The following is a 21696-nucleotide window of genomic DNA, read 5'->3' on the forward strand; positions in this document are numbered from 1 at the left end:
CGGCCGCGGCCGGAGACCCGACCGTGCGCCGCGGCGGCCACCGCGACCGGCCCTCGGCCGGCCGCTCCGGGCGCGGGCCTGGGAGCGCAGGGCGTCGTGGCCGCCTGCGCCCTGGTCGCCGCCCGCGGCCGGCTCATGCATCCGGACCGAGGCGGCGTTCACCTCATCTCGTCGATCGGAGCACGGCACCGCTCGGCGCTGCCCCCGGCATCGTCCGCCGCGGCGACGACACCCGCGGCTTCCAGGTCCTGCCCCGCCGCCGGGTCGTGGAAGGATCCTTCGCCCGGTGCCCGCGCAACCGGCGCCTGGTCCGGCACTACAAGCGGCGCACCGACACCAGCGAAGCCGTCGTCCTGTGGCCGATGACCATGCTCATGAGCCGCCGCCCGGCACCCGGGTGCGGGCGGCGTGAACCTGCCCGGCTCGTGTTCCACCAGCCGGCCCCGTTCCACCAGCCATTTCAGCCGTGCCCTCGCGCCTTCGACGCGGGAGGCGGAGGCTCTGTCCCAGCCCAGCACCACCGCTGCCCGCCGGCACCTGGCCCGGGCGCATGCGGCCGCCTGCGGCGGTCCGCGGATCCGTACGGAAGGGCCGCGCAGGCCGGGCAGGAACCGGGCGGGTCTCGTCCGGTTGAGAAACCGCCAGGCCAGGTGGATGCTGGACACTAGCCAGCGAGGTGTCAGGTACGGGCTGAGCGGTCGCCGAGGCGGAGCTCAGCGAGGGCCGGACACCGAGTGGAGGCCGGACATCCGAAATCCAGGCCGCGCGGCTCACCTGGGGCGCGCGGGTCCCGAGCAGATCTGAACAACGACCCGACCGGGCCGTCGAGGCCGTGCAACCGGCCCCCGGCCAGACGCAGCCCGGCGACCGTCGCATGGCCGACAACCGTTGCGGTCGACGACCTTGACGCCCTTCTGGCGCCGGTGCACCTTGCCGGCGTCAGCCGACATCGCCGTCCGTGGTCGGCGCATTCCGGCAGTGCGGCGCGTGGGCGCGCCAGCGCCAAGGCTCCCTCCCCCACGGGCGGTTCGGCTGCGACGGCACGCTCGTCACGAATGCCGGGCGGGGCACGGGACCCCCCTGCCTTCGGCTGAAGTAGCCATGGGAAACGCACCCTGCACGTGAGGACCGGGGCGTACCGTCCCGGGCCACGGCCTAGGAGCCGCCATGAGTAACTGGGACATCTATGTCGGCGAACTGATCGGCACGACGATACTGATCCTGTTCGGCGCGGGCGTCTGCGCCGCCGTCACCCTCAGATTCTCGAAGGCCCGGGCCTCGGGCTGGATCGTCATCGCGTTCGGCTGGGGTTTCGGCGTCCTGGCCGGCGCCTACACCGCCGCGCCGCTTTCCGGCGGCCAGATCAACCCAGCGGTCACACTGGGGCTGGCCGTGGACACGGGTGTGTGGGACAAGGTCTGGATCTACCTGCTCGGACAGATCTCGGGCGCGATGCTGGGAGCCATCCTCACCTACCTGGTCTACTTCGCGCAGTTCCAGGCCAACGTACGGCAGACGGGCACCACGGAAGGGACGCTCGAGGAACCGGTCCCGACACTCGGTATCTTCTCCACGATCCCGGAGATCCGGAACCCGGTCGCCAACCTGATGACGGAGATCCTCGCGACCATCTCCCTGGTTCTTCCCATCCTCGCCCTGGCGGGTAACAACAGGGTCGTCAAGGGCGTCGGCATCGGCCCCGTCCCGGGCGCGGCCGGTATCTACGGCTCCGGCATCTCGATCCTGCTGGTGGCCCTGCTGGTCGTCGGCATCGGCCTCTCGCTCGGCGGGCCCACCGGCTACGCGATCAACCCGACACGTGACCTCGGTCCGCGCATCGTGCACCAGTTCCTCCCGATCCCCAACAAGGGGACGTCCGACTGGGGGTACTCCTGGGTGCCCGTCATCGGTCCCGCGATCGGCGGCATTCTCGGGGCACTCATCTACAACGCAGCCTTCTGACCCAGCGATCTAGGGGTAGCCATGACGGACAACTCCGAGAAGTACGTCGCAGCCATCGACCAGGGCACCACCTCCAGCCGCTGCATCGTCTTCGACCACGACGGCGCGATCGTCGCCGTGGACCAGCGCGAGCACCGCCAGATCTTTCCCAAGCCGGGCTGGGTGGAGCACGACGCCACCGAGATCTGGTCCAAGGTGCAGGCGGTGGTGGCCGGGGCACTGGCCAAGGCCGGGCTGCGCGCCGACCAGCTGAGCGCGCTCGGCATCACCAACCAGCGCGAGACCACCCTGCTGTGGGACCGCACGACGGGCAAGCCGGTGCACAACGCCGTCGTCTGGCAGGACACGCGGACCGCGGCGCTGTGCAACCGGCTGGGCGGCTCGGACGGTCAGGACCGTTTCCGCCGGCAGACGGGCCTGCCACTCGCCACGTACTTCTCCGGGCCCAAGGCGGCCTGGCTGTTCGAGAACGTGCCCGACCTGCGGGCCCGGGCCGAGCGGGGCGAGGTAGCCTTCGGCACGATGGACTCCTGGCTGATCTGGAACCTCACCGGCGGCACGGACGGCGGACGGCACGTCACCGACGTCACGAACGCCGGGCGCACCATGCTGATGGACCTGGAGACACTCCAGTGGGACTCCTCGATCCTCGAGGCGATGGGCATCCCGGAAGCCGTGCTGCCCGAGATCAAGTCCTCCTCGGAGGTGTACGGAACGGCCGTCGGGCAGCTGGCCGGTGTGCCCGTGGCGTCCGCGCTGGGTGACCAGCAGGCGGCCGTCTTCGGGCAGGCCTGCTACGACGTCGGCACCGCGAAGAACACCTACGGCACGGGCAGCTTCCTGCTGCTCAACACCGGCAACCGCCCGGTACCGTCCAAGAGCGGGCTGCTGACCACGATGGGCTACAAGATCGGCACGGAGGCGCCGGTCTACTGCCTGGAGGGGTCGATCGCCATCACGGGCGCGCTGGTGCAGTGGTTCCGCGACCAGCTCGGCATCATCCGGACCGCCGACGAGATCGAGCCCCTGGCGGCCAGCGTGGAGGACAACGGCGGCGCGTACATCGTGCCGGCCTTCTCGGGCCTGTTCGCGCCGTACTGGCGCTCGGACGCACGCGGCGTCGTCACCGGCCTGACCCGCTACGTCACCAAGGCGCACCTCGCGCGCGCGGTGCTGGAGGCGACGAGCTGGCAGACGCGCGAGGTCGTGGACGCCATGTACCAGGACTCCGGCGTGCACATCACGACCCTGAAGGTCGACGGCGGCATGACGAAGAACAACCTCCTGATGCAGCATCAGGCGGACGTGCTCGACGTGCCGGTGGTGCGGCCCAAGATCTCCGAGACGACCTGTCTGGGCGCCGCGTACGCGGCCGGTCTGGCCACCGGTGTCTGGAACGACCTGGACGAACTCAAGGCGCACTGGCAGAAGGACGTCGAGTGGACGCCGTCCATGGACGCGTCGGTGCGGGACCGCGAGTACCACAACTGGCACAAGGCCGTGGAGAAGAGCTTCGGCTGGGAGGAGCACGGCGACAGCTGAACCACGCGCGCGTGGCGGGTCGTTCCCGGGCGGCGGCCCGTACCCCGGCCGGTGGGGGTACGGGCCGTTCCCGCCTGCCGGTGGGTCAGCCGCTCACCGTCTGGCGGCGGCCGGCCGCGTACGCCATCGCGTGCTGGACCACTCCGACCAGCGCTTCCTTGACCGACTCGCGGTCGCGGGCGTCACACATCATCAGCGGCACGCCCTCGTCGAGGTCGAGGGCCTGACGGACGTCCTCGACCGGGTAACGGGGAGCGCTCTCGAAGCAGTTGACGCCGAGGAGGAAGGGGATCGAGCGCCGTTCGAAGTAGTCGACGGCGGCGAAGCAGTCCTCCAGGCGGCGGGTGTCGGCGAGCACGACGGCACCGAGCGCGCCCTCGGAGAGCTCGTCCCACATGAACCAGAAGCGCTCCTGGCCGGGCGTGCCGAAGAGGTACAGCACCAGGTCCTCGCGCAGGGTGATGCGCCCGAAGTCCATGGCCACCGTCGTGGTGTGCTTCCCTTCGACACCGCTGATGTCGTCGACCGGGCGCCCGGCCTCGGTGAGCAGTTCCTCGGTGCGCAGCGGCCTGATCTCGCTGACCGCGCCGACGAGCGTGGTCTTGCCCACGCCGAAGCCGCCGGCCACCAGGATCTTGAGCGTGACGGGCTCGACCGGAGGCTTCCCGCGCTCAGAACGCCCGAAGATCATCGATCTCTTCTCCTGCTTGATGGGTGTCGGGCGAGGGAGGGCCGTAGCCTCCGCCGCCGGGGGTTTCGATGACGAGTACGTCGCCGGTGAGGACGTCCGCGCAGTCGCTGCCGCCGATTTCGGTCACCGTGCCGTCGGCGCGTTCCACCCGGTTGGCGCCGAGCGCGCCCGGCTCACCGCCCGCCATGCCGTACGGAGGGACACGGCGGTGCTGGGACAACGTCGAGACGGTCATGGGCTCCAGGAAACGGATGCGGCGCACGGCCCCGTCCCCGCCGCGCCAGCGTCCGGCGCCGCCGCTGCCGCGCCGGACCGCGAACTCCTCGAGGCGCACGGGCAGTCGCCATTCCAGGATCTCCGGGTCGGTGAGGCGGGAGTTGGTCATGTGGGTCTGGACGACGGGTGCGCCGGGGAAGCCGTCGCCCGCGCCGGAGCCGGAGGCGACGGTCTCGTAGTACTGGTGGCGTTCGTTGCCGAAGGTGACGTTGTTCATGGTCCCGGAGCCCTCGGCCTGGACGCCGAGCGCCGCGTAGAGGGCGCCCGTGATGGCCTGGGAGGTCTCCACGTTGCCCGCGACGACGGCGGCGGGCGGCTCGGGCGCGAGCAGGCAGCCGGGCGGTACGACGATCCTCAGGGGACGCAGGCAGCCGTCGTTCAGGGGGATGTCGTCGGCGACGAGCGTGCGGAAGACGTACAGGACGGCCGCGTTGACGACCGCGAAGGGGGCGTTGAAGTTGGTGGGCAGCTGCGCGGACGTGCCCGTGAAGTCGATGGTCGCGGCCCGGTTCCCGTGGTCCACGCGGACCGTCACGCGGATGACGGCGCCCGAGTCGGTCTCGTAGGCGTACGCGCCGTCGTCCAGGGCGTCGATGACGCGGCGCACGGCCTCTTCGGCGTTGTCCTGGACGTGGCGCATGTAGGCCTGGACGACGTGGAGGCCGAAGTCCTCGATCATGTGGCCGACCTCGTCGACGCCCTTCTGGTTGGCGGCGATCTGGGCGCGCAGGTCGGCGAGGTTGGTCTTCGGGTTGCGGGAGGGGTACGGCGCCTCGGTGAGGAGCCGGAGGGTCTCCTCCTCGCGGAAGCGGCCGTTCTCGGCGAGGAGCCAGTCGTCGAAGAGGACGCCCTCCTCCTCGATGGTGCGGCTGTCGGCCGGCATGGAGCCGGGGGCGATGCCGCCGATCTCGGCGTGGTGGCCGCGCGAGGCCACGTGGAAGAGGATCCGGGGGTCACTATCCGTGCCGGCCTGCGGAGTGGTGGCGAAGACCGGGGTGATCACGGTGACGTCGGGCAGGTGCGTGCCGCCGTGGTACGGGTCGTTGACGGCGTAGGTGTCGCCCGGGCGCATGCGGGAGCCGCGCCGGCGGATGACCTCCTTGACGCTCGTGCCCATCGAGCCCAGGTGGACGGGGATGTGCGGGGCGTTGGCCACCAGGTTCCCGTCGGGGTCGAAGAGGGCGCAGGAGAAGTCCAGGCGTTCCTTGATGTTGACCGACTGGGCGGTCGATTCGAGGCGCGCGCCCATCTGCTCGGCGATGGACATGAAGAGGTTGTTGAAGACCTCGAGCCGGACAGGGTCGACTTCCGTAGCCAGGCGGGAACTCTGCGTGACCGCGGCGCGTTCCATGACCAGATGCCCCTCGCCGGTCGCAGCGGCCCTCCAGCCGTCGTCGACGACGGTGGTGGAGCCGGCCTCGGTGATGATCGCGGGGCCGGTGACGGTGTCGCCGGGGGGAAGGTCCTCGCGGTGGTGGAGGGGGACGTCGCGCCACGTGCCGCCGGTGTGGAGGCGGACGGTGCGCGGCACGGCGGGAGCGCGGCCGGCGCTGCCGCCGGTGGGGGCCTCGTGGGGGGCGAGAGCGGAGAGATCGGGGGGTTCGGTGATGCCGGTGGCTTCGACGGAGAGGGCTTCGACGACGATCGGGCGGTCGAGGGTGAAGGAGTACGTGGCGCGATGACGTTCCTCGAAGGCGTGCCGCATCGCGTCGGGACCGGTCAGCGCGACGGTGAGGGTGGTGTCGGTGCCGTCGTAGCGGAGCTCCGCGCGGCGGGTGGTCTCGATGTGCTCCTCGGGGACGTCCTCGGCGAGGAGTTCGGCGCGGGCCGCGGCTTCGAGGGCCTCGGCCGTCCTGAGGACGGCGGGCATCGAGGCGGGACCCAGGGGTGCCTCGACGGACTGCTCGCGCATGGCGGTGGTGTCGGCGAGGCCGATGCCGAGCGCGGAGAGGACACCGGCCATGGGCGGCACGAGGACGGTGCGGATACCGAGGGAGTCGGCGACCATGCACGCGTGCTGGCCGCCGGCGCCGCCGAAGGTGGTGAGGGCGTAGCGGGTGACGTCGTGGCCCTTCTGCACGGAGATCCGCTTCACGGCGGAGGCGATGTTGGCGACGGCGATCTGCAGGTAGCCCTCGGCGACCTGCTCGGGGGTGCGGTCGTCGCCGGTTCTCTCGCTGATCTCACGGGCGAGGGCGGTGAAGCGGTCGCGGACGAGGGCCTCGTCGAGCGGCTCGTCGCCGCCGGGGCCGAACACGTTCGGGAAGTGGGCGGCCTGGATGCGGCCGAGCATGACGTTCGCGTCGGTGACGGCGAGCGGGCCGCCGCCCCGGTAGCAGGCCGGGCCCGGGTCCGCGCCCGCCGAGTCCGGCCCCACGCGATAGCGGGAGCCGTCGAAGTGCAGGACGGAGCCGCCGCCGGCGGCGACGGTGTGGATGTCCAGCATGGGGGCGCGCAGCCGGACACCGGCGATCCGGCTGGTGAAGACGCGTTCGTACTCCCCCGCGAAGTGCGAGACGTCGGTGGAGGTGCCGCCCATGTCGAAGCCGATGACGCGGTCGAAGCCGGCGAGCTGCGACGTGCGGGCCATGCCGACGATGCCGCCGGCCGGCCCGGACAGGATGGCGTCCTTGCCTCGGAACTGCCCGGCCTCGGTGAGGCCTCCGTTGGACTGCATGAACATCAGCCGGACGCCGTCGAGCTCGTCGGCGACGTGCCGGACGTAGCGGCGCAGCACGGGCGAGAGGTAGGCGTCGACGACGGCGGTGTCCCCGCGGGGGACCAGCTTCACCAGGGGGCTGGCCTCGCTGGAGAGCGAGATCTGCGGGAAACCGATGCGGGCGGCGAGCTCACCGACGGCCTGCTCGTGGGCGGGGTGGAGGTGGCTGTGCACGCAGACGACGGCGACGGCCCGGATCCCGTCGTCGTACGCCTCCTGCAACGGCCCGGCGAGGGCGTCGAGGTCGGGTGCGCGCAGGACGGTGCCGTCGGCGGCGATCCGCTCGTCGACCTCGACGACCCGCTCGTGGAGCAGTTCGGGCAGGTCGATGCGTCGGGCGAAGATGCTGGGGCGGTTCTGGTAGGCGATGCGCAGGGCGTCGCGGAAGCCGCGGGTGATGACGAGCAGGGTGCGTTCGCCCGTGCGTTCCAGGAGGGCGTTGGTGGCGACCGTGGTTCCCATGCGCACGGCCTCGACGGGCTCGGCGGAGCCCGCGAGAAGGGTGCGGACGCCCTCGACGGCGGCGTCGGTGTAGCGCGCCGGGTTGTCGGACAGGAGTTTGTGCGTGAGCAGCCGGCCGTCCGGGCGCCGCCCGACGACGTCGGTGAAGGTGCCGCCCCGGTCGACCCAGAACTGCCAGCCAGTCACGTCAGTACCCCGCTTCCGCGCTGCTCACAGCGCCCGGAGACCGTTGATCACGTCGCGCAGAATACTCTCGTCCGGCAGTTCGGCAGGTGGTACGGGCCGGTTCACATGGACGAACTCCGCGTCCACGAGATCGCCGATGAGGACCCGTACCACCCCGATCGGCAGGTCGAGTTCCGCTGCGAGTTCGGCGACCGACTGCGGGGCGTCGCGGCACAGCTCGACGATGTCCACATGCTCCGGGGAGAGCATGTGGTCCGTCTCCGGGTCGTCCGCGTGCGGTTCCGCGACCACGACCGCGATCAGGTCCAGGCGGTGCTGGCCCTGGCTGCTGGTGCGGCCGCGGGTCATGGCGTACGGGCGGACGACCGGTCCGGCTTCGTCGTCGAACCAGTGGCTTCTTCCCTGACCGTCAGCGCTCATGTCATCCCACTACCCGCCTGCGGGCAGCTCGGTGCGCGGAGCGGCGCCCAGATGCACGCCCACCCGCTTCACCAGGAGCGTCATCTCGTAGGCGACCTGGCCGACGTCCGAGTCGGCGTCGGCCAGGACGGCGAGGCAGCTGCCGTCGCCGGCGGCGGTGACGAACAGGAAGGCGTCGTCGAGCTCGACGATCGTCTGGCGGACGCTGCCGGCCTCGAAGTGGCGTCCCACGCCTTTGGCGAGGCTGTGGAACCCGGAGGCGACGGCAGCCAGGTGCTCGCTGTCCTCCCTGGTCAGGTCCTTGGACACTCCGGTCGGCAATCCGTCGCCGGAGAGCACGAGTGCCTTGCGGATGCTCGCGACGCGGTCCACCAGGTCGTCGAGGAGCCAGTTCAGCTGGCCCTTGTCGGTCGCGGTGTGGCCGGTCGCCTTCGGTGCGGTCATCGCCCGTCCCCCTCTGTCGTTCCTTGTCGTGCTGCGCCGCTGTCGGCGGCATCGCCCGCGGCGTTCTCGTCACGGCCGCGCCGCCAGCCGCGCTGGAGCGAGGCCATGCGGTCGCGTACTTCCTCGGCGTCGCGGTCGGCGGGCTCGGCCCTGTTCCCCGTACGGGGAACAGGGCCCCGCTTCAGCTGCGGCGCCAGGCTGGCCTGCCGGACGCGCCGGGGCAGCGGCGCCGCGCCGGGGCCGTCCCCGAGCCCCGCGGTTCCGGGGCCGGAGCCCCGCGGCGGAGAACCGGCTCCCTGTCCCAGGGGCCGGCCCGTGGTCTCCTGCGGGCTGCCCGAGCGGTGGTCGGAGGCGCCGGGACCGCTCGTGGAGGTCTCGGCGCGGCGGGGCAGCTTGGGAAGAGTGGACGGCTCCGACCGGTCGCGTGGGACGCCGGGCAGGGCCGGGGAGTCGGTGCGGTCCTTGTTCCGGCCCGCCGCGCCGATGCTCCGGCGGGCGGGCTCCGTCCCCCCGCGGGTCGGCAGCGGGGGCGGTGTCTCCGGCCGCTCCTCGCCGGCACGGCCACCGGTCGCGGAGCCTTCGGTGCGGCGTGGGACGGGCAGCGCGGACGGGGGCTCCGGGCCGGACCGGCCGCTCGGGGTCCCGTCACCGCGGCGCCGGGACGGCAGCGGGGACGGGGGGCCGGGCTCGGGCCGTCGGGCGCCCGTGGTCTCCTCGTCCGTCTTCGCGCGCCGGGGGCGCTGCTCGGTGACCGGGCGGCCGTGGGAGCTGACCAGCTTGGGGGTGTGGCGGCGGGACAGCGGAACCGCGGCGTTGAGCTCGTCGGCGTCGGTCCCGTCGCGTGCGCCGCGGGCGTCGGTGGCCGGAGGGTGGCCGGGGCGGCGTCCGGAGGTGTCGTCCTGGGCGCGGGTGAGGGAGTGGCGGGGGCGGAACAGGCCGCCGTGTTCGCCGGCCTCGTCGCCGAGGGCGCCGGGGAAGTCGCCGATGGCGTCGAGATCGACGGGGACCTCGAGCTCGACGGGTCCGTCCAGCAGGGAGACCGGCAGTCCGGGCCGCTGCGCGGATGCCTGGGACAGGGCGGCGCGGCGGCTGTCCTGCGGTTCGCCGTCCGGGGCGAGCCGGGGGCGGTCGAGCCGGAAGCCGATGCCGTTGGTGTCGGGGACGTCGTCCGTGAGCAGCGCGTCGGGAATGAAGACGACAGCCGTGGTGCCGCCGTACGGGGAGGGCTGCAGGGAGACGCGGACGTTCTGCCGCTGGGCGAGACGGCTGACCACGAACAGGCCGAGCCGGTCGGTGTCGGACGGTTCGAACTCCGGCGTCTCGGCGAGCCGGAGGTTGGCGTCCAGCAGTGACTCGGCCGCCATGCCGAGGCCCCGGTCGTGGATCTCGAGCGTGAAGCCGTTGGCGACGCGCTCGCCCAGGACCTGGACGGCGGTGTGCGGCGGGGAGAACACGGTCGCGTTCTCGAGGAGTTCGGCCACGAGGTGGGTGAGGTCGGCGACGGCCGGGCCGGTGACGGCGATACGCGGAAGGCGGCGGACCTCGATGCGCTCGTAGTCCTCGACCTCGGCGACGGCGGCGCGGACGACGTCCATCAGCTGGACGGGCTTGCGCCACTGGCGTGAGGGCGCGGCGCCGGAGAGGATCACGAGGCCCTCGGCGTGCCGGCGCATGCGGGTGGTGAGGTGGTCGAGGCGGAACAGGTCTGCGAGTTCCTCGGTGTCCTCGGTGCGGCGCTCCATGGCGTCGAGCAGGGTGAGCTGCTTGTGCAGCAGGACCTGGCTGCGGCGTGCGAGGTTGACGAACACCTCGGAGACGCCGGCGCGCAGCTCGGCCTGTTTGACGGCGGCCTCGACGGCGGCGCGCTGCAGGGTGTTGAGCGCCTGGCCGACCTCGCCCATCTCGTTCTTGTCGTATTCGAGGCGAGGGACCTCGGTCTCGACGTCGACCTGCTCTCCGGCGGAGAGCCGGCGCATCACGCTGGGCAGCCGCACACCTGACGCCTCGTGGGCCTCCAGGCGCAGCTGCCGCAGGTCGCGGACGAGGGCGCGGCCGATGCGCACCGACAGGAGGAGGGAGAGCAGGAGGGCGATCAGACCGAGGGCTCCGGCGATGACGGCCTTGGTGATGACGCCGACGGCCACCGGGTGGACGCGGTCCTGGTAGCGGTCGTTCGCCTGGTCGTTGAGGGTACCGAGTTCGTCGAGGACGTTGCCGGCGGCGCTGTCCCAGCTCCTCGCGGTGACACCGCGGGGGGTTCCGGCGCCGGAGTCGAGCGCCGCTTCCTCGGCCACGCGCAGGGGGGCGGTGGAAGCGTTCTTCCAGAAGCTCTCGTAGCGGTCGCGCTCCGCGACGGGCAGCAGCGGCAGGCTGACGTCGTACATCTGGGTGCGCTGGGCGACGAGGTCGGAGATGTCGCGTTCCTCGGAGCGGGAGATCCTGCCGACGATCAGGGCGGAGCCGAGCAGGGCGTCCTCGCGGGCGAGCAGCTCACGGGCGCGGGCGAGATGGACCAGCGCGCGGTACTGCTTGTCCAGTTCGACGTTGTCGACGACGTGGAGGTTGGCGAGGAGGACGTAGCAGGGGTCGACGAGCCGGTTGTAGAGATCGAGGGCCTGGGAGCGGTTGACGGTGCCGTCCTCGACGCTGCGGCGCAGCGACTCGATGCCCTCGAAGGCGTCCAGGACGGCGGTCAGCCGCTCGTCGGTGTCCTCGCCCGTGGCGTCGCGGACATCGGGGTTGCGGGCGTTCTCCCGGATGCCGCTGACGGCTTCGTCGGTGGCGGTGCGGCTGCGGCGGAGCGCGGCGAGTCCTTCGGAGGCTCGGGGGTCGGCGAGGTAGACCAGGGTCTGGCGGCGTTCCTCCTGCAGGACGCGGACGGTGTCCTCGATGGGGTAGCCGATCTTCTCGACCACGGACGACACGTTGAACAGGTCGGCCGCCTCACGCCCCGTGAGCACCGTGGCGAAGGCCCAGATCGCGGTCAGGGACACCAGCGGCACGAGAAGCAGCGCCACGATCTTCCGGCGGATGGACTTCCCGCGAAAGCGCATGGCCTCCCCCAGCTCGGGCCCCCCGGGGCTACCCGGGGGTACACATGTGCGTCAACAAACGGCGCGAGCCTACTACCGACGGCCGGGGATCTCGAAGACCCATCCGGAGCCTGAACTTCCGCGCCACGGAGGGGTGATGGTGAGTTGTCCGGGCATTGCGGGAGTTGTCTCCCCGAAACCGGTGGTGGCTGCGTGGTCCCATCTCCGCGGTCGGCCAAGCCGGTTGGCTGGATTCTTTCGGTCCGGGGGAATCTTCCCGAGGGGTTGTTCGTCCTTCCCTTCGGGGAACGGGGACGGAATCGGTCACAGGAGCCGCGTCCCGCGTCCGGGCGGCGTAAAACAGCGCAAGCCGGGCAGCCACTGGGAAGCACGGGTCTTCGGGTGCGAGCGAGCGGCATGCTGGCGGTGGGGAGTGACACGGTGATAAGCACGGCGGAGCGACGCGAGGCGTCCAAGGGCGGCGGGGCGCGCGTGAGGGGGCGTCGGGAAACCGGGGCAGCCGGCCACGAGGAAGCGGCCGGGGCGACCGCCCGGGTGCGCGAGGCTGCGGCCCCGCCGCAGAGGGGCTCGTCCCTGATGTGCCAGGAGGGGGCCCGGACCTCCGGGCCGGGGCGCGAGGTCCGCGAGCAGCGGTACTGCCGGCCGCTGTGGGTCGAGGAGCCGGCGCGGCGGCGCCGGCTGCCGGATCCGGTCCGGACGGCGGCCGTGCGGGCGGTGCTCATCATCGCCGTGACCCTGATGCAGGCGATGGTGGCCTTCCTGTGCACGATGACCGGGTCCTGGCTGGCGTTTCCCATGGTGATCAGCAGCGTGGTCAGCACGATCGTGGCGACCTGGGGGGTCCTCGACGTCTGGGTGACGCGTCAGGTCTGGAACCAGCGCAACGGCGTGGTGTCCACGCCCAGCAGCACGGCGAGGGCCCTGCGACGCGAGCGCCGCAGGGCCCGGCGCCGGACGCGTGCCGCTGAGCGGGCCCAGGGACGGATACGTGAACGGCGCGGAGCCGGGCAGCTGTCCCACTCGTGAGGGCGTCCGGGTCGCTTCGGTACGATGACGTGTCACTTCGCGCGGGAACAGGTGCCGTGCGCAACACAGTCCGCGCCCGCTGGTGTTCCGCGGATGCCGCCCCGAAGGGCCGGCAGGCGGTGAGAGTGGGCCATGACCGAGAGCGCTGGGACGCCGGGCGGCACGGCGAGCGTGGTCCAGTCGCTGGATCGCGCCGTGAGCGTGCTGGAGATCCTCGCCCGGCGCGGTGAGGCGGGCGTCACCGTGGTCGCCGATGAGCTGGACGTGCACAAGTCCACGGTGTTCCGGTTGCTCGGCGCCCTGGAGAACCGCGGGCTGGTGGCCCGGACGGCGGACCGCGGCACGTACTGCCTGGGCGCCGGCCTGCTGTGCCTCGCGGGGACGGTGGAGGTGCGGCTCGATGTCTCCGAGGAGGGCGTCCCGGTGTGTCGGGAGCTCGCGGACGAGCTGGGCGAGACCGCCAACCTGGCGGTGCTGGACGAGGACGCGGCGGTGAACATCATGCAGGCCCGGGGCACCGCGTCCGTCACCGCGCAGAACTGGCTCGGCCGGCGCACCCCGCTGCACGCCACGTCCAGTGGAAAGGTGCTGCTCGCACACCTGGAGCCCACCCGGCGCGAGGCCCTGCCGGCGCGCCCGCTGCCCCGGTTCACGGAGCGCACGGTCACGGCGGCGTCCCTGCTGCGCGAGGAGCTGGAGACGGTGGCGCGGGTGGGGTACGCCCTCACGGTCGAGGAGTTGGAGATCGGCCTGGCCGCAGCGGCGTCCCCGGTCCGTGCTCACGACGACCACGTCATCGCCTCACTCAGCGTCTCGGGGTCGGTGTACCGGCTGAGCCCGGAGCGGCTCGCGGAGCTGGCGGAGCGGACCGAGGCGGCGGCAGCCGAGCTGTCCCGCCGTAGGTGCTGAGGGTTCTGAACTCGCGTCAGCCGAGCACCCCTCGGACGCGGCTGCCGCTCCCGCACCGGCCGGCCGCGTCGCCGAACTCCCCCCACAGCACTCCTACGGCGTCTCGGACGCCGGGCGCTTGAACATCCTGGTCGCGGTGATCTCGCTGTGGACCGCCTCTCCCGCTTGCGGCTGCTGCGGCAGGCCCGGGCGGAGGTGCTCCTCGACGCTGATGTACTTCAGGCCGGCCCTCAGGTCGGCGTCGTTGCGCATCCTGACGACGAGCGGGAACTCGGCCAGCGCGGTGGTGTCGAACAGGCCCGTGGTGTAGAGGAGCTGGACGCCCAGGGCGTCCGAGACCGCACGCTGCAGTTCCAGGAGGTAGGTGGCGTTGGCGCGGCCGATGGGATTGTCGAGGAACAGCGTGCCGGCGTGCCGGTGCTTGTCGCGGCCCCGGTCGTTCGAACGCAGGGCGGCCATGGTGCAGTACAGGGCGATGGCGGCGGTGAGGAGCTGGCCGCCGGAGAAGACGTCGCCCATCTGCCCGACGGGGACGCGCTCGGCGCGCAGCACCGCGTCCGGCTTGAGGATCTCGACGGCGACGCCCTTGGGCTGCAGGGCCGCGGCGACCCCGCGCAGCAGCAGGGACATGCCGTCGCGCCGCAGGTCGGAGTTCTTCTTCACGGCGGCGCGGGTCGCCTCGTCGACGACCTCGCCGAGCCGCTCGGTGAGCACGGCCTGGTCGGGCTCCTCGAATCGGATGCGGAGGAACTCCTGCCCCGACCACTCGCCGAGGCCCTCCGGCAGCCGGGAGAGCCGCTGGGCGGAGCGCAGGGTGGCCAGGGCGGATTCGACCAGTCCGCGCAGCCGGTCCACGATCGAGTCGCGGTTGCGCTCCAGCTGCTCCAGCTCGTCGGTCAGGACGCGGAGCCGGGGCGCGAAGGCGTCGGCCCACTTCTGGGCGTGTTCGGGCAGCGCGGAGGCGGGCAGTTCGCGGATCTGCTGGCGTGCCGGGGTGCGGACCTGTTCGTAGCGCGTGGAGTTGGCGTGCCTGACGAGGATGTCACTGGCCTCGCGGACGGCGGCCTCGGCGGCGGACAGGTCGGCGGCGCAGCCGCGCAGGGATCGGCGGGTCTCGGCGGCCGCATGCCGGGCCTCCTCCGGGCTGCCGGGGTACGGCTCGGTCTCCTCCTGCTCCTCCTCCGTGGCGTGCTCGCGCAGCAGGTCGCGGAGCAGGGCGGCGATCTCGTCGAAGCCGCTCGCCGCGTCCTCGGCGGCGCGGTGGGCGTCGAGGAGTTCGGCGTGGGCCTCGCGGGCCTGGTTCAGCGCCTCGGTGCGGGAGGCGAGTTCGGCCGTGGCGGTGCGCAGCAAAGTCTGGGCGTGCTCGGCGTCGCGGGGCCGGAGGTCCTCGGGGAGCTCGGTGTGGGTCTCGCCGTCCTCGGGGGCGAGCCGCTCCGCCTCGCCGCGCAGCCGGCCCAGTTGCTCGCTGGCGCTCGACATCCGGGTCTCCAGGAGCTGCACCAGTTCCTCGGCGCGGGCGGCGGCGGCCTGGCGGCTGGGGCCGTCGGACCCGTCGGGGGATTGGAGGAGCTGCTCCGCGCGCGTGCGGACCTTGTTGCTCAGCCGGTCCAGCTCGGCGCGGGCCGCGCTCTCGTCGCTCTCCGCGCGGGCCTGCTCGGCCCGCAGGTCGGCGCCGACGCCGACCTTCTCGTACACCTGGGACGCGGCCCGGTAGGCCTCGCGCAGGGCGGGCAGGGAGGCCTTGGAGGACTGGGCGTCGCCCTCGGGCACGTCGTCGGGGGCGCCCGCGATCTCGGAGCGCTCGGCACGCAGGGCGCGGGCGGTGCGGCGGGCGTCGTCGGCGGCGCGCTGGGCGGCGCGCCGGTCCTCGTCGGCGGCCCGGGCACGGTCCAGGAAGGCCTGGGCACCGGCCTCGGACTCGGCGGCCTCGTCGGCCAGCTCGCGGAGCTTGGCCTGCCAGCCGGCCCGCTCGCGCAGCCGGAAGGCGAGTCCGGCGAGGGCGTCGGCGGACCGGCGGGCCTTCTGGGCGGCCTCCTGCCGTTCGTCCCGGACGCGGGCGGCCTCGGCGGCGGCCTCGTCGGCTTCGGCCCGTACGGTGCGCGCCTCGGCCAGTTCGGCCTCGCACTCCTCGGCGAAAGCGCGGGTGTCGTGCGCCGTCCGGGCCAGTTCGGCCAGCTGCCCGGCGGGGCAGCCGGTGCGCCAGGAGGCGAGCCGGGCGGCCAGCTCGCGGTCCTTGCCGAGCCGGGCGGCGAGGGTGCGGATCTCCTCGTCGCGCGCGGTCGCCCGGGCGCGCAGGGCCTGCCGCTCCTCGTCCGCGGCGTGCTCGTCGTGCATGGCCGGGTTCGGCGGGACGAGGAACACGTCGCCGCTGCCGGTGTCCGCGGCGCGTGCCGGGGCGAGCAGGGCGGCGGCCGTGCCCACCGCCACGGCGGAGCGCGGCAGGAGCGCCGCGTCGCCCAGGGCCTCGCGGGCGCGGGCGTGGGAGTCCGGGTCGGTGATGATCACGCCGTCGACGAGCTCGGGCCGGGCGGCCAGCACGCGCGCGTGGTCGGCCGGGTCGACGGCCTGGGCGAGGTAGCGCCAGCCGGGCAGCGCCGGGATGCCGTGCTCGCCGAGGAACTCGACCGTGGCCAGCACGTCCGGGCCGGGCGGCAGCAGGCCGCCGTCGCCGAGCGCCCCGAGGATGCGGGAGTCGTCGGCCGCGGCCGTGCGCAGTTCGAACAGCTGGCGTTCGGCGGAGGTGACGGCGTCCTCGAGCAGGTCGCGCAGGTCGGCGGCGAAACGGTCCAGTTCTTCGGCGCCGAGCCCCTGCTCGCCGGAGCCGGACGGGGCGGGCTGCTCACCGCCGTGGCGGGGCTGCGGGATGCCCGGGCGGGTCCCCGGGGCCAGGCCGAGCAGTTCGGTCAGCCGTTCCTCTCCCGCCAGCGCCTCGGCGGTGCGGCGCTCTGCCTCGTACGACCGCTGCGCCGCGGTCGCCGCGTCGGCCGCGCGGGCCGCGGTCAGCTCGGCGCGGGACTCCGTGGCGGCCGCCTCGCGCGCGTGCCCGGCGGCCCTGCGGGACGCCTCGCGGGCCGAGTCCCAGGCGGCGACGGCGGTCTTCTCGGCGTCGCTGGCGGCGAGGGCCGCGCGGGCCGGGTCGGCGTCCGGGGCGGAGTCGTCGAGCCAGCCCGCCCTGACCGCCTCGGCGGTCTCCTGCTCGACCTCGACGAGGCGCTGCTTGAGATGGCCGATCTCACTGCGGGCGCGCTGGGCCCGCGTGGCGGCGGCGGTGGAGTCCCGGTAGGCCGCGTCGCTGACCTCCTGGAGGGCGGCGGACCGCTCCTCCTCCTCGTTGGCCTGGTTCTCGGCCTTCCCGGCGGCGGCGTGCAGCGCCCGTACCAGGTCGACGGCGGCCCGGGAGCGGGCGGCCAGGGCGGGGGCGGCGTCCCGCTCCGCCTCCTGGATCGCCGCCGAGACACGGGTGACCCGGTCGGAGGCGGCGCGGTGGCGCAGGACGGCCTCGGCGGCCTGCCACGCGGCGTACAGCGTGCGGGCGTCGGCGAGCTCGCGCTTCTGTGCGGCGGCGGACTTCTCCGCGGCGGCGAGGGCCAGGGAGGCGTGCCGGTAGGCGAGTTCGGCGGCGATGAGCGCGCTGCGCTCGCGGGTCGTCTCGGCGTGCGTGACGGCGCGCGCGGCGGCGGTGACCCGCTGCGCCAGGTCGGCGGCCCGGGCCCGCTCCCGCACGCCGCGGGCGGACAGCCTGCGGGCCAGGGTCCGCGTGCGGCGCTCGGCCCCGGCGTGGACGTCCCGGGCGCGGGAACGGGTCTCGGCGGCTTCGACGATTCGCCCGAGCAGGTCGACGGACCCGGCGGTGAAGTCCCGTTCGGCCATCAGCTCGGCCCGCCGGCCCAGCTTGTTGCCGAAGCCGCTGACGAGGTCGGCGAGTCCGTCGGTGTCGCGGGTGTCGGTGACGGCGCGCAGCAGCAGGTCCGTGAAGTCGGCGTCCTTCTTGACCGCGAAGAGACCGGCGGCCTCGCCCTCGTCGGCGTTCATCTCGCGCTGGTAGCGGAACAGTTCGGGGTCGAGGCCCAGGTCGCCGAGGTGCTCGATCCAGCGGTCGTGGATCTCCTCCCAGTGCACCTCCAGGTGCGGGTACGTCTTGCCCGCCTCGGTGAGGGCGTCGCGGAAGCCCTTCATCGTGCGCCGCCGCCCGCGCGCTCCCGACTGGCCCTCGGCCGGGGGCCGTACGGAGGTGGACTCGGCGACGGGAAGGCCGTCCAGGCTGAGCCCGGGACCGGGCCGGAAGGAGTACCAGGCCTCGGCGAACTTCCGCGGGTCGTTGGAGACCTGGCGGCCGCGCCACTCGCTGACCTTGCCGACGACGACGCACTCACCGGTCAGCACGTGCTGCCACTCCAGCGCGACGTGCCCGCAGTCGTCGGCGAGCAGGAACTTGCGCAGCACGCCGGAGCTGGCTCCGCCGAGGGTGTTGCGGTGGCCCGGCAGCATCACGGAGAAGATCAGCTTGAGCAGCACCGACTTGCCGCCGCCGTTCTCCAGGAAGAGCACACCGGCGGGCGCCGGCCGGCGCGGTGGGCCGACGGGCTCCTCCTCGAAGAACTCCGCCTGCGTGGGCGCGGGGTCGGGCACGATCCCGCCCACGCCCCGCAGGTCGAGCACGGTGTCGGCGTAGCGCGCACCGGCGGGCCCGATGGAGTAGAGGCGGACGCGGGACAGCTCGTACATGGCGGACTCTCGTAAGTCTTCGTGAAGTGGGGGGGTCAGGAGGAGTGGAACGGCAGCCCGGCTTCGGCGACCAGGTCCAGGGCGTCGCCGTCCTCGGGGGGCAGCAGCGTCGCGGTGCCGTCGGTGACGGGGACGACGCCCAGCTCCAGCAGCTCCGCCAGGGCGGCGCTGCCGGCCATGTCGCGCACCTGGAGCTGGTAGCGGGCGGTCGTGCGGTACGTGCCGCCGTTGTCGTCGCCGGTGCGCTGCAGGAAGCCGGAGTCGGTGAGGAACGCGACGGCCTTGGCGACGATGCCGGTGGTCGAGCCGGCGAGCCTGCGGGCGTCCTTGGTGGCGCCGGTCGCGCTGCGCCGCACCCAGATCCGCCACGCGGCCTCCAGGCCGGGAGCGTCGGTGGCCGGATCGGTGTTCTCGCCCTGCTCCGCGGCGCGCTCCTCCAGGCGGCGGCAGACCTGGCGCACGAAGGCGTCGACGCCGTTGACCGTGATCCGGCCGATGTAGCCCTCGTCGGCGAGGTCCTCGGGGCGCGGGAACGCCAGGGCGGCGACGGCGAGATGGGCCAGTCCGTGCAGGAACCGGTCGCCGCCGTCGGCGGAGGTGCGACGCGCGTAGTCACCCATGCGGACGGCGAAGACCGAGTCCTCGGCGGCGGTCACGGCCATGCCCGCGCGCGGGGACACCTCCAGCACGACCAGTCCCAGTCCGGTCGCCACGGCGTCGGCGAGCCGCGCGAACGGCGGGTTCTCGCGGTAGCGCCGCAGCAGGTCGGCGTACTCCTGGTCGCGGGCGGGCTGCAGTTTGGGCTGGAGCCCGAAGGACACGAGCCGCGCCGCGTCGGCGGCGTCGGCGGGAGTGACAGGGGCAGTGGCCGCGGGGGCCGCTCCCTCCGGCTCGCTCCACTCGACATGCTCGCTCACGGTCGGGACTCCTTGTGCCTCTCGAACTGACTCATGCTGCTTCCGTCCGGTCCGCCGCCATCCCCGCCGCATCCAGCAGCGCGGTGCCGACGACGAGGTCCGCGCCGCCGAACTCCGGGTCGTCGAGCTCGGCCCCGTCGTCCACGGCGAACAGCAGCTTCTGCTCGCCCTGGCGGTAGGCCGTGCCGACGGGCGGGCTGGCGGCGTGCACCGCCAGCAGGGCCACCAGGTAGGGCAGCTCGGGATCCCGCCGGCGGGCCTCGGCCAGCAGCCCCGACAGCCTGCGCGGGGCGTCCGCCGGCAGGTCGAGCAGCTCCTGGGCCGCCGCCATCTGCTCCTCGCTGAACCGGCTGTCGTCCGGGGTGGCGATGAGGTCCGGCTCGGGCATCTCGGCGCCCAGGTGCTCCCGCTCCACCGGAGGCGTCAGCAGGATGTCGACGAGGTCGGCGACCCGGACGGACACCGGTGTGCGCAGCCCGGTCCCGCGGCGGAAGAACGCGTCCGTGACCCGGACGGCCCGCTCCAGCGGCAGGGGCAGGACGGGCGAGACGAGATGCCCGTAGAGGTCTATTCCGGAGGTGGTCGTCGGTGTGGCGAAGGCCTGTCGGTCCTGCTCGGCGCGGAAGAGCGGCCCGGCCTCCAGCAGCCGTGACTGCAGCTGCGTGTGGCGCCGGATGCAGTCCTTGACGATGTCGACCAGCTCGGCGGCGCGGCGCTTCTGCTCGGGGTCCTCGGACTCGTCGCGCGCCTTGCGGATGTTGGTGAGGATCGCGTTCTCGTGGCGGTAGCGGTCGGCCACGTGCTCCAGGGCCTCGGCGATCATGTCGGGGACCGCCTGGAGCCAGTCCACCGCGCGGACGTTGCGCCGGGTGGCGTCCAGGGCCCTGCGCAGGGTCTCCGAGTACTGCACGGTGCGGTAGCGGGCCTGCTCGGCCGCGAGCTGGGCGTCGGCGAGCCGGCCGCGGCTGATCAGCACCTCCAGCTTGACCTCGGCGGCGATCTGCGCGCTGGTGACGTCCGTGTCGAGGGCGCCGACGAGGACGTTGACCGCCTCGTCGGTCGTGCGCAGGTAGACCGTGCCGCCGGGGCCGGGGACCTCCTCGATCAGCTTGAAGTCGTAGTCACGGCGCACATAGGTGCCGTCCGCGCCGAACGTTCCGTACACCGCGCGGAAGCCGCGGTCGACGCTGCCGACGTTGATCAGGTTCTCCAGGACCCAGCGGGCCACCCGCTCGTGCTCGGCGGCGGGGCGCTGCGGGGCCTGGGCGGCGATGCGCGGGCCGAGGCGGGCGACGATCTGGTCGTGCTCGGCGCCCGTGTCGAAGTCCATGGTGAGGGTGACCAGGTCGATGGCCGCGAGGGCGACCTCCGCCATGCCGTAGACCGAGTACTCGCCCGCGAGGTTGGCCTTGCGCACGTCCAGGTCGTGCAGCGGCGCGGTGCACGCGAGCGCGCGCAGGCGCCGCGCCAGACCCTCGTCGGCGGCCGGCCCCGGTGCGGGGCGCGGCCCCGCGCCGAGCTGGGGCGGAACGCTGTCCGTCGATGCAGGCGAAGTCACGGTGCACAGAGTAGGTCCTGGGTCTGACATCGGCCCAAACGGCGCGGTGCGCCTCCGGCCGTCCCGCCTCAGGCGTCCTCGCCCACCCGTTGCCGGTAGACCTCGACGACCCGGTGCAGGGAGTCGTCGAGGTAACCGGCGAGAAGGCGCTCGGCCTCCTTCCGGTCACCATCCTGAAGGGCCTGAAGTATCGCGACATTTCGTGCGATGTAAGGCTCGTGCAGCCGTTTCGGCTCGTCCACCACGTGGAAGGCCAGCCGCAGTTCGGCGAAGACGCTGCGCATCAGCTCGGCCGTGCGCTCGCTCCCGGCCAGCGCCACCAGCTCCCGGTGGAAGTGGATGTTGGCCGTGCCCACACCGTTCCAGTCGCCTTCCCGGGCCGCCCGGCGCCCCTCTTCCACGGCGCCGGTGAGCCCGTCCAGCCCGTACGGCGGCTCGCCCAGGCCGCGGACCACCGCGCACTCCACGAGCCGGCGGGTGCGGTAGATGTCCTCGACGTCCTCCACGGTCAGGACCCGGACGAAGACGCCCCGGTTCAGCTCGTGGACGAGCAGCCGCTCGTGCGTGAGCAGCCGGAACGCCTCGCGCAGCGTGTTGCGGGAGACCCCGAGCGCGCCGCCGATGCTGTCCTCCGACAGCCGGGTGCCGGGCGGGAAGTACCCCTCCGCGATGCGGCTCCTGAGGATGTCCGCGACCCGTTCGGCGGTGCTGGTGCGCCCCAGCAGGGCCCGGTCGTCGGCGAGGCCCTTCAGCTGCTCTGCCATGCCGGAATTCAATCGCAGATCCCAAGAACGAACCAACATGGG

The 21696-nt window shown here is 73.2% G+C and carries 13 protein-coding genes; 4 read left to right on the forward strand and 9 right to left on the reverse strand.

All coding sequences use genetic code 11. The annotated features are described in order from the left end of the window. Nucleotides 1-1167: 1167 nt before the first annotated feature. A complete protein-coding gene (locus tag ACFW6P_RS14730; RefSeq protein WP_386359254.1) occupies nucleotides 1168-1962 on the forward strand; it encodes an MIP/aquaporin family protein in 795 nt (264 codons plus the stop codon). 21 nt (nucleotides 1963-1983) lie between these two features. Beyond that, complete coding sequence (gene glpK / locus ACFW6P_RS14735) at nucleotides 1984-3504, forward strand: glycerol kinase GlpK (protein WP_386423807.1); 1521 nt, start codon at nucleotides 1984-1986, stop codon at nucleotides 3502-3504. Nucleotides 3505-3589: 85 nt separating this feature from the next. Here the strand turns inward: glpK and ACFW6P_RS14740 are convergent, their stop codons facing one another. From ACFW6P_RS14740 to ACFW6P_RS14760, 5 genes are read right to left on the reverse strand one after another with little or no spacing between them, the layout of a single operon-like run. After that, nucleotides 3590-4195, reverse strand: a complete 606-nt coding sequence (locus ACFW6P_RS14740) for an ATP/GTP-binding protein (RefSeq protein WP_386359256.1) — start codon at nucleotides 4193-4195, stop codon at nucleotides 3590-3592. Beyond that, complete coding sequence (locus ACFW6P_RS14745; RefSeq protein ID WP_386423809.1) at nucleotides 4176-7838, reverse strand: hydantoinase B/oxoprolinase family protein; 3663 nt, start codon at nucleotides 7836-7838, stop codon at nucleotides 4176-4178. Before ACFW6P_RS14745 ends, ACFW6P_RS14740 begins: the two co-directional genes overlap by 20 nt. Before the next feature lie 24 nt (nucleotides 7839-7862). Then, on the reverse strand, nucleotides 7863-8258 hold the full coding sequence (locus ACFW6P_RS14750) for a DUF742 domain-containing protein (protein WP_386359258.1): 396 nt from the start codon (nucleotides 8256-8258) through the stop codon (nucleotides 7863-7865). 9 nt (nucleotides 8259-8267) lie between these two features. Continuing rightward, entirely contained in the window at nucleotides 8268-8702 is a 435-nt protein-coding gene (locus tag ACFW6P_RS14755; RefSeq protein WP_386359259.1) for a roadblock/LC7 domain-containing protein, read from the reverse strand. Beyond that, nucleotides 8699-11755 (reverse strand): nitrate- and nitrite sensing domain-containing protein, encoded by a 3057-nt coding sequence (locus tag ACFW6P_RS14760; RefSeq protein WP_386359260.1) that lies wholly within the window; start codon nucleotides 11753-11755, stop codon nucleotides 8699-8701. Before ACFW6P_RS14760 ends, ACFW6P_RS14755 begins: the two co-directional genes overlap by 4 nt. A gap of 405 nt (nucleotides 11756-12160) precedes the next feature. Here ACFW6P_RS14760 and ACFW6P_RS14765 point away from each other — a divergent pair, with 405 nt between their 5' ends. Together ACFW6P_RS14765 and ACFW6P_RS14770 are read left to right on the forward strand one after the other, a co-directional pair. Next, nucleotides 12161-12781: a hypothetical protein gene (locus tag ACFW6P_RS14765; RefSeq protein WP_386423811.1), complete on the forward strand. Its 621-nt coding sequence runs from the start codon at nucleotides 12161-12163 to the stop codon at nucleotides 12779-12781. A gap of 132 nt (nucleotides 12782-12913) precedes the next feature. Next, nucleotides 12914-13690, forward strand: coding sequence for an IclR family transcriptional regulator (locus tag ACFW6P_RS14770; protein ID WP_386359262.1), 777 nt, complete (start codon nucleotides 12914-12916; stop codon nucleotides 13688-13690). A 93-nt stretch (nucleotides 13691-13783) separates the two neighbouring features. Here ACFW6P_RS14770 and ACFW6P_RS14775 read toward each other — a convergent pair whose 3' ends face one another. The 4 genes from ACFW6P_RS14775 to ACFW6P_RS14790 form a co-directional block, all read right to left on the reverse strand. Beyond that, complete coding sequence (locus ACFW6P_RS14775; protein WP_386423813.1) at nucleotides 13784-18415, reverse strand: hypothetical protein; 4632 nt, start codon at nucleotides 18413-18415, stop codon at nucleotides 13784-13786. Nucleotides 18416-18450: 35 nt separating this feature from the next. Then, complete coding sequence (locus tag ACFW6P_RS14780; protein ID WP_386359264.1) at nucleotides 18451-19332, reverse strand: hypothetical protein; 882 nt, start codon at nucleotides 19330-19332, stop codon at nucleotides 18451-18453. 31 nt (nucleotides 19333-19363) lie between these two features. After that, on the reverse strand, nucleotides 19364-20890 hold the full coding sequence (locus ACFW6P_RS14785; protein ID WP_386359265.1) for a hypothetical protein: 1527 nt from the start codon (nucleotides 20888-20890) through the stop codon (nucleotides 19364-19366). A 68-nt stretch (nucleotides 20891-20958) separates the two neighbouring features. Then, on the reverse strand, nucleotides 20959-21654 hold the full coding sequence (locus ACFW6P_RS14790; protein WP_386359266.1) for a GntR family transcriptional regulator: 696 nt from the start codon (nucleotides 21652-21654) through the stop codon (nucleotides 20959-20961). Between the last annotated feature and the right edge of the window lie 42 nt (nucleotides 21655-21696).

It is taken from the genome of Streptomyces sp. NPDC058741 (assembly GCF_042746715.1).
Classification (GTDB): domain Bacteria; phylum Actinomycetota; class Actinomycetes; order Streptomycetales; family Streptomycetaceae; genus Streptomyces.

Coding starts and splice junctions, on each gene's coding strand:
- ACFW6P_RS14790 (WP_386359266.1), bottom strand. CDS start 21,654: ATGGCAGAGCAGCTGAAGGGCCTCGCCGACGACCGGGCCCTGCTGGGG.
- ACFW6P_RS14740 (WP_386359256.1), bottom strand. CDS start 4,195: ATGATCTTCGGGCGTTCTGAGCGCGGGAAGCCTCCGGTCGAGCCCGTC.
- ACFW6P_RS14770 (WP_386359262.1), top strand. CDS start 12,914: ATGACCGAGAGCGCTGGGACGCCGGGCGGCACGGCGAGCGTGGTCCAG.
- ACFW6P_RS14755 (WP_386359259.1), bottom strand. CDS start 8,702: ATGACCGCACCGAAGGCGACCGGCCACACCGCGACCGACAAGGGCCAG.
- ACFW6P_RS14775 (WP_386423813.1), bottom strand. CDS start 18,415: ATGTACGAGCTGTCCCGCGTCCGCCTCTACTCCATCGGGCCCGCCGGT.
- glpK (WP_386423807.1), top strand. CDS start 1,984: ATGACGGACAACTCCGAGAAGTACGTCGCAGCCATCGACCAGGGCACC.
- ACFW6P_RS14760 (WP_386359260.1), bottom strand. CDS start 11,755: ATGCGCTTTCGCGGGAAGTCCATCCGCCGGAAGATCGTGGCGCTGCTT.
- ACFW6P_RS14730 (WP_386359254.1), top strand. CDS start 1,168: ATGAGTAACTGGGACATCTATGTCGGCGAACTGATCGGCACGACGATA.
- ACFW6P_RS14750 (WP_386359258.1), bottom strand. CDS start 8,258: ATGAGCGCTGACGGTCAGGGAAGAAGCCACTGGTTCGACGACGAAGCC.